Annotated in this window: 15 protein-coding genes; 10 read left to right on the plus strand and 5 right to left on the minus strand. The window is 64.1% G+C overall.

What is annotated here, in order from left to right; genetic code table 11:
* Positions 1 to 92: 92 nt before the first annotated feature.
* From CGS25_RS10835 to CGS25_RS10855, 5 genes are all read right to left on the minus strand, one after another.
* Positions 93 to 839, minus strand: a complete 747-nt coding sequence (locus CGS25_RS10835; RefSeq protein WP_089033435.1) for an ABC transporter ATP-binding protein — start codon at positions 837 to 839, stop codon at positions 93 to 95.
* Positions 836 to 1,624: an ABC transporter ATP-binding protein gene (locus CGS25_RS10840; protein WP_089033434.1), complete on the minus strand. Its 789-nt coding sequence runs from the start codon at positions 1,622 to 1,624 to the stop codon at positions 836 to 838. Before CGS25_RS10840 ends, CGS25_RS10835 begins: the two co-directional genes overlap by 4 nt.
* Entirely contained in the window at positions 1,621 to 2,607 is a 987-nt protein-coding gene (locus CGS25_RS10845) for a branched-chain amino acid ABC transporter permease (RefSeq protein ID WP_089033433.1), read from the minus strand. The genes CGS25_RS10840 and CGS25_RS10845 overlap by 4 nt, the downstream gene beginning before the upstream one ends.
* On the minus strand, positions 2,607 to 3,482 hold the full coding sequence (locus tag CGS25_RS10850) for a branched-chain amino acid ABC transporter permease (protein ID WP_101675465.1): 876 nt from the start codon (positions 3,480 to 3,482) through the stop codon (positions 2,607 to 2,609). Before CGS25_RS10850 ends, CGS25_RS10845 begins: the two co-directional genes overlap by 1 nt.
* A gap of 85 nt (positions 3,483 to 3,567) precedes the next feature.
* Positions 3,568 to 4,719, minus strand: coding sequence for an ABC transporter substrate-binding protein (locus CGS25_RS10855; RefSeq protein ID WP_089033431.1), 1,152 nt, complete (start codon positions 4,717 to 4,719; stop codon positions 3,568 to 3,570).
* A gap of 337 nt (positions 4,720 to 5,056) precedes the next feature.
* Between CGS25_RS10855 and paaX the strand changes: the two genes are divergently transcribed.
* The 10 genes from paaX to CGS25_RS10905 form a co-directional block, all read left to right on the plus strand.
* Complete coding sequence (gene paaX / locus CGS25_RS10860) at positions 5,057 to 5,983, plus strand: phenylacetic acid degradation operon negative regulatory protein PaaX (RefSeq protein ID WP_101675466.1); 927 nt, start codon at positions 5,057 to 5,059, stop codon at positions 5,981 to 5,983.
* Between the two features lie 304 nt (positions 5,984 to 6,287).
* On the plus strand, positions 6,288 to 7,079 hold the full coding sequence (gene paaG / locus CGS25_RS10865) for a 2-(1,2-epoxy-1,2-dihydrophenyl)acetyl-CoA isomerase PaaG (protein ID WP_089033429.1): 792 nt from the start codon (positions 6,288 to 6,290) through the stop codon (positions 7,077 to 7,079).
* Positions 7,080 to 7,096: 17 nt separating this feature from the next.
* Complete coding sequence (gene paaI, locus CGS25_RS10870; RefSeq protein WP_101675467.1) at positions 7,097 to 7,558, plus strand: hydroxyphenylacetyl-CoA thioesterase PaaI; 462 nt, start codon at positions 7,097 to 7,099, stop codon at positions 7,556 to 7,558.
* Between the two features lie 108 nt (positions 7,559 to 7,666).
* Entirely contained in the window at positions 7,667 to 8,980 is a 1,314-nt protein-coding gene (gene paaK / locus CGS25_RS10875; RefSeq protein ID WP_101675468.1) for a phenylacetate--CoA ligase PaaK, read from the plus strand.
* An 83-nt stretch (positions 8,981 to 9,063) separates the two neighbouring features.
* On the plus strand, positions 9,064 to 9,876 hold the full coding sequence (locus CGS25_RS19125) for a GFA family protein (protein WP_198588760.1): 813 nt from the start codon (positions 9,064 to 9,066) through the stop codon (positions 9,874 to 9,876).
* Between the two features lie 202 nt (positions 9,877 to 10,078).
* Positions 10,079 to 10,747, plus strand: a complete 669-nt coding sequence (locus CGS25_RS10885; protein WP_101675469.1) for a riboflavin synthase — start codon at positions 10,079 to 10,081, stop codon at positions 10,745 to 10,747.
* Between the two features lie 38 nt (positions 10,748 to 10,785).
* Positions 10,786 to 11,916 carry a bifunctional 3,4-dihydroxy-2-butanone-4-phosphate synthase/GTP cyclohydrolase II gene (gene ribBA / locus CGS25_RS10890; protein WP_089033425.1) on the plus strand — a complete coding sequence of 377 codons (1,131 nt, stop codon included), beginning with the start codon at positions 10,786 to 10,788 and terminating at the stop codon, positions 11,914 to 11,916.
* A gap of 119 nt (positions 11,917 to 12,035) precedes the next feature.
* Positions 12,036 to 12,506 (plus strand): 6,7-dimethyl-8-ribityllumazine synthase, encoded by a 471-nt coding sequence (ribH, locus tag CGS25_RS10895; protein WP_089033424.1) that lies wholly within the window; start codon positions 12,036 to 12,038, stop codon positions 12,504 to 12,506.
* Positions 12,506 to 13,018 (plus strand): transcription antitermination factor NusB, encoded by a 513-nt coding sequence (nusB, locus tag CGS25_RS10900; RefSeq protein ID WP_101675470.1) that lies wholly within the window; start codon positions 12,506 to 12,508, stop codon positions 13,016 to 13,018. The genes ribH and nusB overlap by 1 nt, the downstream gene beginning before the upstream one ends.
* 33 nt (positions 13,019 to 13,051) lie before the next feature.
* The coding region (locus CGS25_RS10905; protein ID WP_232802364.1) for a thiamine-phosphate kinase at positions 13,052 to 13,536 on the plus strand (485 nt) is incomplete at its 3' end.

A 13,536-nucleotide genomic window follows, 5' to 3' on the forward strand; every position in this document is an offset into this window, starting at 1 on the left:
ACTTTGCCAGTAGCGCCCCACTTCTTTTCCTTGCCGGCAATGGACCTTTCTAAGCGCGGCATCCGTAAACGGCTCGAACCTGTTGTGCGGAGTCAGCCGCCCAGGTAGGCGGCCTTGACGCTGTCGTTGTCCAGTAACGCCTGGCCATGCCCCTCTGCAACGATCGACCCGGTCTCCAGCACATAGCCCCGGTCCGCCACGGCCAGGGCTTCGGCGGCGTTCTGTTCGACCACGAACAGGGTGATGCCTTCCTGTTTGAGTTCGCCAACGATGGCGAAGATCTGTTCGATGATCAGCGGCGCCAGGCCCATGCTGGGTTCATCCAGCAGCAGCAGGCGCGGGCGCGCCATCAGCGCGCGGCCCATCGCCAGCATCTGCTGCTGGCCACCGGACAGCGTGCCGGCGGGCAGGCGGCGCTTGTCCTTGAGAATGGGAAAGCGCTGGTATTGTTTTTCCAGGTCTTGCTGAATCGCTTTTTTGTCGCGGCGGGTATAGGCGCCGAGCAGCAGGTTGTCTTCCACCGACAAGCCGGTGAACACCTGCCGGCCTTCGGGCACCTGCACGATGCCCCGGCGCACCCGTTCGGCGGCGTCGGTGCGGGCCAGGTCGGCGCCGTCGAACCGCAGCGCGCCGCTGGCCGGTTGCAGACCGGAGATCACCCGCAGCAGGGTGCTCTTACCGGCGCCGTTGGCGCCCACCAGCGCCACCGTTTCGCCGGCGCCGATGCGCAGCTCCAGGCCATGCAGCACTTCGATGCGGCCGTAGGCGGTGGTGATGCCTGACAGCTCAAGCAGATTGGGCGTGTCGGGGAGGGCGTTGAAGGGAGCGGCGGAGGTCATGCGGGCACCTCTTGCTTGTTGTTGGCGCCACCACCCAGGTAAGCGGCGATCACTTCCGGGTGCTCGCGGATTTCGCTGGGGGTGCCTTCGGCCAGTTTGCGGCCGTAGCTGATCACCAGCAGGCGGTCGGAAACGCTCATCACCAGTTTCATGTCGTGCTCCACCAGAACCACGGTGATGCCCTTCTCGGCGATGCGCTGGATCACGTCACGCAGGGCGCCGGTCTCGGTGGCGTTGAGGCCGGCGGCCGGTTCGTCGAGCAGCAGGATGTCCGGTTCGGCGGCCAGGGCGCGGGCGATCTCCAGGCGTTTGAGGGCGCCATAGGGCATCGCCGAGGCGGCGTGTTCCAGATAGGCGCCGCAGCCGACGAATTCCATCAATTCACGGCACTGCTGACGGCAGGCGCGGTCGGCGCGGCGCTGGCCGGGCAGGCGCAGCATCGCCGACAGCGCGCCGGAGCCCAAGTGCCGGTGGCGGCCAAGCATGACGTTTTCCACGGCGCTCATGTTCATGCAGATCTGCAGATTCTGGAAGGTGCGCGCCATGCCCATTTCGCACAGCTTGTGCGGCTGGCGGCCGGTGATGTCCTGGCCATTCAGCCGCACGCCGCCGGCGCTCGGTTGATAAAGCCCGGTGACCAGATTGAACAGGGTGGTTTTGCCGGCGCCGTTGGGGCCGATGATGGCGTGCACATCGCCACGGGCGACTTCGAAGGAAAGATCCTCGATGGCGTGCACGCCACCGAATTCCTTGCTCAGGGCATTCACGGAAAGCAGAGCGCTCATCGGGCACCTCGCTGGAAGCGGCTGAGCAGGGTGGGCAGCAGACCGCGCGGCAGGAAGATCATCACCGCCATCAGGATGGCGCCGAACACCACCATTTCCAGTTCCTGAAAATCGGTGAGGAATTGCGGAATCAACACCAGAATCACCGCGCCGATGATGACGCCGAAGGTGGAGGCCATGCCGCCGAGCACGACAATGGTGATCAGCTCGATGGAGTGTTCGAACGAGGCGATGCCCGGCGTGATAAAGCCGCTGTAATGACCATACAGGCTGCCGGCGACGCTGGCGTAGACGGCGGAGATCACGAACACGCGCAGCTTGAATCGGGCGGTGTCGACGCCGGCCACCTGGGCGGCGATCTCGGAGCCATGCAGGGCGCGCAGCGCCCGGCCCAGCGGCGAGTCGATGATGTTCAGCGCCAGTAACACGGCGAGCAGCAACACGGCCGCGGCGAGCAGGTACCACAGCTCCACCCCGGTCAGTGTTAGCCCGGCGAACGGGTATTCGCCGAACACGCTGAGCTCATGGCCGAGCAGCGACAGCGGCGGCAGGCCGATGCCGTCGGGGCCCCCGGTGAGCTGGTCTTCGTTGTTGAGCACGATGGCGGCGATCACCCCCAGGCCGAGCGTTGCCATCGACAAATAATGGCCTTTCAGGTGCAGGATCGGCCGGCCCACCAGCCAGGCGATCACGCCCACGCCGGCGGCGGCGATCAGCATCGCCGGCAACGGCGTGATCTGATACTGGCTGGTGAGAATGGCGCTGGCGTAGGCGCCGCCGGCGTAAAAGGCGGCATGGCCCAGGCTGACCTGGCCGGCGTAGCCGACCAGCAGGTTGAGCCCCACCGCCACGGTGGCGGTCAGGCAGATCTTGGTGAGCAGGTCGTAGTGGAAATCGTTGCGCACCAGAAACGGCATCAAAGCCAGCACCAGGGCGAGCAGCAACAGGCCAGCGTAGGGTGAGCGCAGGAACGGCGTTTTCATTACACGCGCTCCACGGCGCGGCTGCCGAACAGGCCGTTGGGCAGGAAAAACAGAATGGCGAGAATGATCACGAAGGGCACCGCGTCTTTGTAATCCGAGGAAATGTAGCCGGCGGTGTAGGCTTCGCTGAGGCCCAGCAGCAGGCCGCCGACAATCGCCCCGGTGCTGCTGCCGAGCCCGCCAATGGCGGCGGCCACGAAGCCTTTCAGGCCGAGCATGATGCCGACGTCGTAGGCGGTGAAGGTGATCGGCGCCACGATCACGCCGGCCACCGCGCCGAGCAGCGCGGAGATGCCGAAGGCCAGGGTGAGGATGGTTTGCGTCTTGATGCCGGCCAGCCGGGCGGCGTCTTTATTCATGGAGGTGGCGAGAATCGCCTTGCCGAGCCGGCTGCGATTGAAGAACAGCGCCAGCGCCACCACCAGCACCACGGCGATGCCCAGCACCCACAGGCTTTGGGTAAGCAGGGTGGCGCCGCCCACGCTGATCGATTCGGTGGCGCTGAAGCGTGGCAGGGCATGGTATTGCTTGCCCCAAAAAAACTGCGCCAGCCCGCGCAGAAAAATCGATGCGCCGATGGTGATGATGATCAGCGTCACCACGTTCGCTTTTTTGGCCGGCGCGATGGCCAGCTTGTAGAGCACCACGCCGGCCACGCCGGCCAGCAACAGGGCGCCGAGCATCGCCAGTGGCAAGGGCGCGCCCGCCTCCAGCAACACCACCGTGCCCATGCCGCCGATCATCAGGAATTCGCCCTGGGCGAAGTTGATCACGTGGCTGGCGTTGTAGATCAGGGTGAAGCCGAGGGCGACCAGAGCGTAGATCGCGCCCAGGGTGACCCCGGAAAAAGTGAACTGGAAAAACTCGCTTAGCATGAGAGTGCCTGGCTGGTCGGTAAGCGGCGAAGGGGCGCCTCGGGCCGCCGGTGGCAGCGCGGGCCGAGGCGGATCGGCGCGGGCGTTATTGCGCCAGCGCCCAGTGGCCATCCTTCACTTCGAGAATGCGGAAGGAATCGTAGGAAAGGCCCATGTGATCCTGGGCGCTCAGGTTGTAGGTGCCGGTGACGCCCACGTAGCCCTGAATGCTTTCCAGAGCATCGCGCACCTTGGCCGGGTCGGTGGAGCCGGCTTTTTTGACCGCGCGCACCGCCAGTTGCAGACCGTCGTAAGCGTAGCCGCCGAAGGTGGAGACCGAGCCCTGGTAGCGTTCTTCGTAGGCTTTTTTGTAATGGGTGACCACGTCGTGCTGCGGATCGCTGTCGGCGATGGTGTTGGCCACCAACAGGGCGGTGGCGGGCAGGCGCAGGCCTTCGGCGGAGTCGCCGGCCAGTTTCAGGAAGCTGTCCGAGGCGACACCGTGGGACTGATAAAACGGCAGTTCAATCCCCAATTGCTTGTAGTTCTTGGTGACGATCGCCGGCCCCTGGCCGAAATCGAAATTCAGCACCGCTTGCACGCCGTCGGTGTTGCGGATGCGGGTCAGTTGAGCGGTGACGTCGGTGTCCTTGGGGTTGTAGGTCTCGTCGGCGACCACGTCGATGCCCATCTTGTTGGCTTCTTCCAGGGTCACATTGCGGCCGGAAGCGCCAAAGCCGCCGGTGCCGGAGATCAGGCCGATTTTGCTGAAACCCCGCTCTTTCATATCGGTGAGCACGCGCCGCGCGGCCTGACGATCGGATTGCGGCATCTTGAACACCCACTTCTTCACCGGGGTGGAGATGGTCTCCGCGCCGGCCAGGGAGATAAATGGAATCTTCGCTTGTTCGATCACCGGCACCGCCGCCATGGTGGCGCCAGTGGTGCTGCCGCCGATGATCAGATCGACCTTGTCCTGGCGCAGCAGGCGGGTCACGAAAGTGCGCGCCTTGGAGGCGTCGCCGGCGTCGTCATAGTGCACCAGCTCCACTTTCTTGCCGAGCAGGCCGCCGTTGTCGTTGAGTTGTTCGATGTACAGCTCCAGGGTCTTAAGCTCCGGGTCGCCGAGGAAGGCGGCCGGGCCGGTGACCGAAAGAAAGGAGCCGATGCGGATGGTGTCGGCGGCCTGAGCGGCGCCGGTGAAGGCGCACAGGCAGAGCAGCGCCGCCGAGGAGAAGTGTTTCACTATTCTTTTCATGGTTACACCTTTGGCGTCATGCCCCGGTAGGGCGTTTTTATTGTTTGGCGCCACCGCGCGGTGCGAAAAAAGCAAAGGCCCGGGCCGGTGGCGGCGGCACGGCGCGTGTGGTGCGCAGCGTTCTATCGAGGCAAGGTATAAAGCGATACGGTAAATATGTCAACTAAACATATAATGTGTCATAAATATTGACGGAGCGACGTAAGTCCCCGTTTTGGCGGGTTTGTTGTGTTTTGTGCGTGTCATGGCGAAAACCCATTTGGTAGTATGTTTCGCCTGAAAGCGCCCGGATTTGAACCGGCACCTTTCTTCAGGAACTCTGCAAAAGGAATAAGGCGTGGACCTGCAATGCGATCAATTGGGGCTGCTGATCGAGCGTTTTCAGCAGCGCCGCCCCCTGCGCACCGGCTCCCTGATCATCACCCTGTTTGGCGACGCCATCGTGCCGCGCGGCGGTACCATCTGGCTGGGCAGTCTGATTGAGCTGCTGGAGCCGATGGGCATCAACCAGCGGCTGGTGCGCACCTCGGTGTTCCGGCTCACCCGTGAAGGCTGGTTGATGGCCGAGAAAGTCGGCCGGCGCAGCTATTACGGCCTGACCGCCGCTGGCCGCCGTCAGTTCGAGAAAGCCTTCAAGCGCGTCTATGCCGCCAGCCAGCCGGCCTGGGACGGCGCCTGGACGCTGGTGGTGCTCAATCAGCTTTCCGCCGAGCTGCGCGGCGAGGCGCGCCAGGAGCTGGAGCACATGGGGTTTGGCGGTTTTTCCCCCACCGTGCTGGCGCATCCTGGGCTGGAGCGCGCCGAGCTCAACGCCACGCTTCAGGAGATCAACGCCCTGGACGACGCGATCATTTTCGAGACCCGCAATCAGGAGAGTTTCGCACCCCGGCCGTTGCGCCTGCAGGTGCGCGAAGCCTGGAATCTGGATCAGCTCTCGGTGGGCTATCGTGAGTTCCTTGAGCAGTTCCGGCCGCTGTGGAATCAGATGAAAAAGGCCAAGCGTCTGGAGCCCCGTGAGTGCTTTCTGGCCCGCGTTCTGTTGATCCACGAATACCGAAAACTGATGCTGCGCGATCCGCTGTTGCCGGAAGAGTTGTTGCCCTCTGACTGGGAAGGCCGCGCCGCCCGTCAGCTCTGCCGTAACCTCTACCGCCTGGCCTACCGCGGGGCGGAAGAATGGCTGGGCGAATACGCCGAAACCGCCGAGGGGCCGCTGCCGGAGCCGGGTGAAGGGTTCTATCAGCGGTTCGGCGGTCTGGACTGAGGGCGGAGTCGCTCCCGGCTTTATGACGCTTTGCTGTCGGGCCAGGTCTTTTTTATGTAACACGAAAGAAGGTCAGGGGCCTATTTGCTTAACTTATTGAAAATAAAAGAAAATAATGATGCATGGTTTTCTGATTGGCGCTCTATGCATTCTGATTCGATACTGAAAATAAGATTTTGTGTATTGACTGGTATCATATTTTGGCTATGCTCAAAGTCACATTGATCGCTGCCGGGCGTCCGCGCGGTCGCCTGGAACGCCCCCGGCACGCCAGCAAGCCAGCCAAGAAGCAGGACTGCACAGCATGGACTTTGAAACCATCGAATTCCGCCAGGACGCCAACGGCATCGCTACCCTGGCCTTCAACCGCCCGGATCGCCTGAACAGCTTCAACGAGCAGATGCATCGGGAAGTGCGCGAGGCGCTCTCTTCGCTGCAACAAAACGGCGCCCGGGTGTTGCTGCTCACCGCCAACGGTCGCGGCTTTTGCGCCGGCCAGGATCTCTCCGACCGCAACGTGGCCCCGAGCGACGACGCGCCGGATCTGGGCTACTCCATCGAGACCTTCTACAACCCGCTGATCCGCACCCTGAGCGCGCTGCCGATGCCGGTGATCTGCGCGGTCAATGGCGTGGCGGCCGGCGCCGGCGCCAACATCGCCCTGGCCTGTGATCTGGTGATCGCGGCACGCTCGGCGAGCTTCACCCAGGCGTTCGCCAAGATCGGTCTGGTGCCGGATTCCGGTGGCACCTGGCAGCTGCCGCGTTTGGTCGGCATGGCCCGGGCCAAGGGGCTGGCGATGCTGGCGGACAAATTAAGCGCCGAGCAGGCCGAGCAGTGGGGGCTGATCTGGCGTTGCGTGGACGACAGCGCTTTGATGGACACCGCCAACCAATTGGCCGAGCACCTGGCCGTGCAGCCCACCCAGGGGCTGGCGCTGATCAAGCAGGCGCTCAATGCCAGCGCCGCCAACAGCCTCGATGAGCAACTGGATCTGGAGCGCGACCTGCAGCGCCAGGCCGGCCGCACCGAGGACTACAAAGAAGGCGTGAGCGCCTTTATGGAAAAACGCACGCCGGCCTTCAAGGGCCGTTGAGCGACGGGAGTGTGAGCATGTCCGAAGCCCAGCAACTGGCGCGCCGCTGTGCCGACGCCATGTACGAGCGCGATCTTGCCACCCGCCATCTGGGCATGCGAATCCTTGAGGTCGGGCCGGGTAGGGCGAAACTGGAGATGCCGGTTCGTGAGGAGATGATCCAGGGCCACGACTCCTGCCACGGTGGCTACATCTTCACCTTGGCCGATTCCGCGTTCGCCTTCGCCTGCAACACCTATGACCTGGCCACGGTCGCCGCCGGCTGCCAGATCGAGTACGTGGCGCCGGGCAAGCTCGGTGATGTGCTCACCGCCACCGCCGACGAGCAGGCCCGCAAGGGGCGCACCGGCGTCTACGACGTGCGCGTGGAAAACCAGCGCGGCGAATTGGTGGCCTTGTTCCGGGGTAAATCCCACCAGGTGCGCGGCACCGTGATTCAGTCGGGCTGCGATCAGTCGGGCTGCGCTCAGTCGGGCTGAATGCAACCGCACAGCCGGGAAAAAAGAGCATAGAGCAGCCGCCGGCGTGGCGTGGTGATTGAAATCGTTCACGCGCTGGCGAAGAGAACAAAACAAAGAGAGGCGGAAATGAACATGCCTGCAAACACCGAACATCGTTTGGACGACATCGAAACCGGCAGCGTTGAGCAGCTGCGCGAACTGCAGCTTGAACGTATGCGCTGGAGTCTGGCCCACGCCTACAACAATGTGCCGTTTTATCGCAAAGCGTTTGACGACAAGGGCGTTCACCCTTACGACCTTCGCACCCTGGAAGACATCAAGAATTTTCCGTTTACGATAAAAAGCGATCTGCGCGACAACTATCCGTTTGGCATGGTCGCCACGCCGATGCGCGACGTGGTGCGGGTGCATGCCTCCAGCGGCACCACCGGCAAGCCCACCGTGGTGGCCTACACACAGAACGACATCGACAACTGGGCGAGCGTGGTGGCGCGATCGATTCGCGCCGGCGGCGGCCACCGCGGTGACAAGATCCACGTGGCGTACGGCTATGGCTTGTTTACCGGTGGGCTGGGCGCTCATTACGGCGCGGAAAAGCTCGGTTGCACGGTGATCCCCATGTCCGGCGGGCAGACCGAAAAACAGGTGCAACTGATTCTGGATTTCGAGCCCGACATCATCATGGTGACGCCGTCGTACATGCTCAACATCGCCGATGAGATGGAGCGGCGCGGCATCGACCCGCGCGGCTCCAGCCTGCGGGTGGGTATCTTCGGCGCCGAGCCCTGGACCGACACCATGCGCACCGAGCTGGAACAGCGCATGGGCATTCATGCGCTGGATATCTATGGCTTGTCCGAGGTGATGGGCCCGGGCGTGGGCATGGAGTGCATCGAAACCAAGGATGGCCCGACCCTGTGGGAAGATCACTTCTATCCGGAAATCATCAATCCGCAAACCGGTGAAGCGCTGCCCGACGGTGAGTACGGCGAGCTGGTGTTCACCTCGCTCACCAAGGAAGCCTTCCCGGTGGTGCGCTATCGCACCCGCGACCTGACCCGCCTGTTGCCCGGCACCGCGCGGCCGATGCGGCGCATGGACAAGATCACCGGGCGCAGCGACGACATGCTGATCATCCGCGGGGTGAACGTGTTCCCCACTCAGGTGGAAGAGCAGATTCTGCACATCGAGGCACTGGCGCCCCATTACGAAATTCACATTGAGCGCGACGGCAACATGGACACCGTGCGGGTGCGGGTGGAGCTGAAGATGGAAGCCGGCACCGTCGGTGACGACGTGCGCGTGCAACTGGCCAAACAGCTTCAGCACGGCATCAAGACCCATATCGGCATCAGCACCGCCATCGAAATCAATGAGCCGGGCGTGCTGGCCCGTTCCGAGGGTAAGGCCAAACACGTCTTTGATTGTCGCAACGCCTGAGCGCGATTCCGGGTGTGGCGGGGGCGCTCCCGACTGGGTAGAGTACGGCCTTCCACGGTATCGGATTCGGGAGGCCGTCGTGTATGGAAACCTACACTGGAAGTTGCCTGTGCGGCGACGTGGCATTTCGCGTGGTGGGCGCGCTGGCGCCGATTCAGGTGTGCCATTGCCGGCAGTGCCGCAAGGCGCAGGGCTCCGCGTTCGCCGCCAATACGCCGGTGCGGGAAGAGGCGTTATTGTTCGAGCGTGGCCGCGATCTGATCCGTGAATTTGAATCCTCGGCGGGGAAATGGCGGGCCTTCTGTTCGCAATGCGGCTCGCCGGTCTACAGCCGGCATGTCGATGCGCCCGGTGTGTTTCGCATCCGGGTCGGGCTGCTTAACGAACCGCTGGACGTGCGTCCGGAGTCCCACGCTTTTGTCGCGTCAAAGGCCGACTGGTGGCGCATCGACGACCACTTGCCCCGTTTCGAGGGCGCCCGTTCTTCGTCTTCGCCCGTTAACACCGAAGCGCAGAACCGCCCCGCCCGCGCATGTCTCGACGCCGCCGTTCCACAGCTGCCGACCGGCGACATCGAAACCAGCGCGGATTTTTTCGTCACCCGGCTGGGCTTTCAGGTGATCGGCAAATTCCCCGAGCATGGCCATCTGATCGTGCGGCGCGACGACGCCGAGCTGCACTTCTGGCGTGCCGAAAGCGAACAGCAGGCAAGACGTATCGCCAGTGCCAGCAGTTGCTACCTGCGGGTGCGGCATATCGAAGCGCTGTTCGATGCCTTGCAGGCATTGGGCGCACCGTTCCGGTTTCCGCTCACCCGCCAGCCCTGGGGCATGCACGAAATGCAGGTCGATGACCCCTATGGCAACGCGATCCGCTTTGGCGAGCCGTTGGATTGACGCTGGCACGCTGCACGCACGCGCTTCGCCGTTATTTGGACGGATTCCCCCCAGGCGTTTATTATTGCCCTCTCTGAATTCGCGCTTTCCCAGGCGCCCGCCGGGCTATCCCGGCGGTCTCACTTCGCGTGCCGGGCTTGGATCGAGACATCCCGATGACACCGGGCCCGGCGGCACAGGCCCCGACGCACAGAGGTATACCATGTTTACAGGCATCATCGAGGCCCAGGGCCGGGTGGCGGCGCTGACGCCCAGCGGTGGCGATGTGACGCTGCGCATCCACAGCGACGAGCTGGATTATTCCGATGTAAAGCTGGGCGATTCGATCGCCGTGAACGGCGTGTGTCTGACCGTGACGGCGCTGGAGGGGGGCGCGACATTCGCCGCCGACGTGTCCGGCGAGACCCTGTCGCTGACCTCGCTGAATCAGCTCAAGAGTGGCAGCCGCGTTAACCTAGAGAAGGCGATGACGCCCTCCACGCGTATGGGCGGCCACCTGGTCAGCGGCCATGTGGATGGCCTGGGCAAAGTGGTGGCGATGCAGCCCGACGCCCGCTCGGTGCGCATCGACATCGAGGCGCCGGCGGCGCTGGCGCGCTACATCGCCCATAAGGGCTCGATCACCGTGGACGGCATCAGCCTGACCGTGAACAGCGTGGATGGCGCGGTGTTCTCGCTGAACATCATTCCCCATACCCAGGACGTCACCACCATCCAGGACTGGAAGCCGGGCACGCCGGTGAACCTGGAAGTTGATATCATTGCCCGCTACCTGGAACGGCTGCTGCTCGGCGAGCGCGCCGCCGAACCCGGCGCGCAGGGCATTTCCATGGCGTTTCTCGCCGAGCATGGGTTTTTGAAAGGCGTCTGACGTCAGACGTCGGACGTCCGACGCAAAAAGGCAGTGACATGCAACTCAACAGCATTGAAGAACTGATCGAGGACATTCGTCAGGGCAAGATGGTGATCCTGATGGACGACGAGGATCGTGAGAACGAGGGCGATCTGGTGATGGCCGCGGAGCATGTGACGCCGCAGGCGATCAACTTCATGGCCCGGTTCGGGCGTGGGCTGATCTGCATGCCGATGTCCCGGGAGCGCTGTGAGCAGCTCAAACTGCCGCTGATGGTGCAGAGCAACGGCAGTGGTTTCGGCACCAAGTTCACCGTGTCCATCGAGGCGCGTGAAGGGGTCACCACCGGCATTTCCGCCGCCGACCGGGCGCGCACCGTGCAAGCGGCGGCGGCGCGTAACGCGCAGGCCTCGGACATCGTGCAACCGGGGCATATTTTTCCGCTGATGGCCGAGCCCGGTGGCGTGTTGCGCCGCGCCGGCCATACCGAGGCGTCCTGCGATCTGGCGGTGATGGCCGGCTGCGAACCGGCCGGGGTGATCTGCGAGGTGATGAACGAAGACGGCTCCATGGCGCGCCGCGAGCACCTGGAAACGTTCGCCGCCGAGCACGACTTGAAGATCGGCACGATCGCCGATCTGATCCAGTACCGGGCGCTCAACGAGCAGACCATCGAGCAGGTGTCCGATCACCCGCTGGACACCTGGTACGGCGAATTTCGTCTGGTGGCGTTCCGCGACACCGTGGACGGCCACGTGCACGTGGCCCTGGTGAAAGGCGAAATCGACGACACCAAGGAAGTCACCGTGCGCGTGCATCAGGTGGACCCGCTGCGCGACCTGATGAGCGCCAAGCTGGCCGGGCGCACCGGCTGGAACATGCACCGCGTGCTCGAAGCGGTGGCCGAGGCGGACACCGGGGTGGTGATCATTCTCGGCCAGGACGAAGACTCCGCGCCCACCCTGGAGCGCCTGGATGCGTTTTTCGGCGGTGCCACCACCAGCCCGCGCAGCAAGGGCGAATCGCGCGCCTATCGCAACATCGGCACTGGCTCGCAGATTCTCAAGGCACTGGGTGTGCGCAAGATGCGCCTGTTGAGCGCGCCGATGAAGTTCAATGCGCTGTCCGGTTTTGGCCTGGAGATCGTCGAATACGTCGAGGCGGAGCAGGGCGCGGACCGGCGTTGAACGCCGCCGCCCGCCAATTTGGGCAGGAAAGCGCCGCCGCGAGCGGGTAAACTACGCTCGCTGACCCGGCCCGGCCGGGTGTCCTTCAGCCTGATGGCTCACTGGATCAAGAGTTCTTTATGACCGATATCAAGACCTTCGAAGGCACCTTCAACAATGTGGGCGGCCGATACGCCCTGGTGGTGGCCCGCTTCAACAGTTTCGTGGTGGAAGCCCTGCTCGACGGCGCCGTGGATACCCTGGTGCGCCATGGTGTGTCCCGTGACGACATCGAGATCGTGCGCGTGCCTGGCGCTTGGGAGCTGCCGGTGGCGGTGAAGAAAGTGCTGGAAAAGCGCGACTACGACGCGGTGGTGGCGCTGGGCGCGGTGATCCGTGGCGGCACCGCCCACTTCGAGTTCGTCGCCGGTGAAGCCGCCAAGGGCATCGCCGCGGTGCAGAACAGCACCGGCGTGCCGGTGGCGTTCGGGGTGCTCACCGTGGACACCATCGAGCAGGCCATTGAACGCAGTGGCACCAAGGCCGGCAACAAAGGCGCCGAGGCGGCGCTCTGCGCGCTGGAAATGGTTTCGTTGTTCAAGGCGCTTTGATGAGTTCTCCCTCTCCTTCCTCACCCGCCGCTCGCCGCAAGGCGCGCCGCTATGCGCTGCAGGCCATGTACCAGTGGCAGCTCGCCGGTGCCGCGCTCAGTGATATCGAGGCCCAGTTTATGGCCGACAACGATATGAAAAAGGTGGACCGCGATTACTTCCACGCCTTGCTGCATGGCGTACCGGCCGACGTCACCGCTCTGGACGAGGCGCTGCGGCCGTTTCTGGATCGCCGGGTGGAGGAGCTTTCCCAGGTGGAGAAGGCGATTCTGCGGATCGGCGCGTTCGAGCTGAAATCGCGCATCGACGTGCCCTATCGGGTGGTCATCAACGAGGGCATCGAGCTGGCCAAGGTGTTCGGCGCGGAAGAATCGTTCAAGTACGTCAACGGCGTGCTGGATAAGCTGGCGCGCCGCTTGCGCAGCGCCGAGGCCGCCCACCGCCCGGCTTCCCGGAGCGCACCGGACGGCGACCCGGGCGCGGACAGCGACCCCGAATCCTCCGGGCCGTGAATCGGAGCCGGGCCTGACGATCAGGAAGCCGTCATGGATGAATTCGCTCTGATCAAGCACTACTTCCGGCGCGCCGCCGACGCGGCCGCCGCCGGGGTGGTGCTTGGCCCCGGCGATGACGGCGCCCTGCTGCAACCGCCGCCCGGCGAGCAACTGGTGATGACCCTGGACACCAGCCTGGCCGGGGTGCATTTCCCCGAAGATCTGCCGGCCCGTGAGATCGGTTACCGTTGCCTGGCGGTGAACCTTTCGGACCTCGCCGCCATGGGCGCCCGCCCGTTGTGGTTCCTGCTTTCCCTGACCTTGCCACGCACCGACGAAGACTGGCTGGCGGCGTTTTCCGCCGGCCTGTATGCGCTGGCCGATGACGCCGGCATCGCGCTGGTGGGTGGCGACATGACGCGCGGTCCGCTGGCCATCGCGATTCAGGCCACCGGCGCGGTGGCGCCGGGCCGGGCGCTGCGCCGCGATGGCGCGCTGCCGGGCCAGACCATCGCGGTGACCGGGGTGCCGGGGCG

It is taken from the genome of Alloalcanivorax mobilis, from assembly GCF_002864685.1.
Classification (GTDB): Bacteria; Pseudomonadota; Gammaproteobacteria; order Pseudomonadales; family Alcanivoracaceae; genus Alloalcanivorax; species Alloalcanivorax mobilis.

Coding starts and splice junctions, on each gene's coding strand:
- CGS25_RS10845 (WP_089033433.1), bottom strand. CDS start 2,607: ATGAAAACGCCGTTCCTGCGCTCACCCTACGCTGGCCTGTTGCTGCTC.
- CGS25_RS19125 (WP_198588760.1), top strand. CDS start 9,064: ATGGAAACCTACACTGGAAGTTGCCTGTGCGGCGACGTGGCATTTCGC.
- paaK (WP_101675468.1), top strand. CDS start 7,667: ATGAACATGCCTGCAAACACCGAACATCGTTTGGACGACATCGAAACC.
- CGS25_RS10850 (WP_101675465.1), bottom strand. CDS start 3,482: ATGCTAAGCGAGTTTTTCCAGTTCACTTTTTCCGGGGTCACCCTGGGC.
- paaG (WP_089033429.1), top strand. CDS start 6,288: ATGGACTTTGAAACCATCGAATTCCGCCAGGACGCCAACGGCATCGCT.
- CGS25_RS10885 (WP_101675469.1), top strand. CDS start 10,079: ATGTTTACAGGCATCATCGAGGCCCAGGGCCGGGTGGCGGCGCTGACG.
- nusB (WP_101675470.1), top strand. CDS start 12,506: ATGAGTTCTCCCTCTCCTTCCTCACCCGCCGCTCGCCGCAAGGCGCGC.
- CGS25_RS10835 (WP_089033435.1), bottom strand. CDS start 839: ATGACCTCCGCCGCTCCCTTCAACGCCCTCCCCGACACGCCCAATCTG.
- CGS25_RS10840 (WP_089033434.1), bottom strand. CDS start 1,624: ATGAGCGCTCTGCTTTCCGTGAATGCCCTGAGCAAGGAATTCGGTGGC.
- CGS25_RS10855 (WP_089033431.1), bottom strand. CDS start 4,719: ATGAAAAGAATAGTGAAACACTTCTCCTCGGCGGCGCTGCTCTGCCTG.
- ribH (WP_089033424.1), top strand. CDS start 12,036: ATGACCGATATCAAGACCTTCGAAGGCACCTTCAACAATGTGGGCGGC.
- paaI (WP_101675467.1), top strand. CDS start 7,097: ATGTCCGAAGCCCAGCAACTGGCGCGCCGCTGTGCCGACGCCATGTAC.
- ribBA (WP_089033425.1), top strand. CDS start 10,786: ATGCAACTCAACAGCATTGAAGAACTGATCGAGGACATTCGTCAGGGC.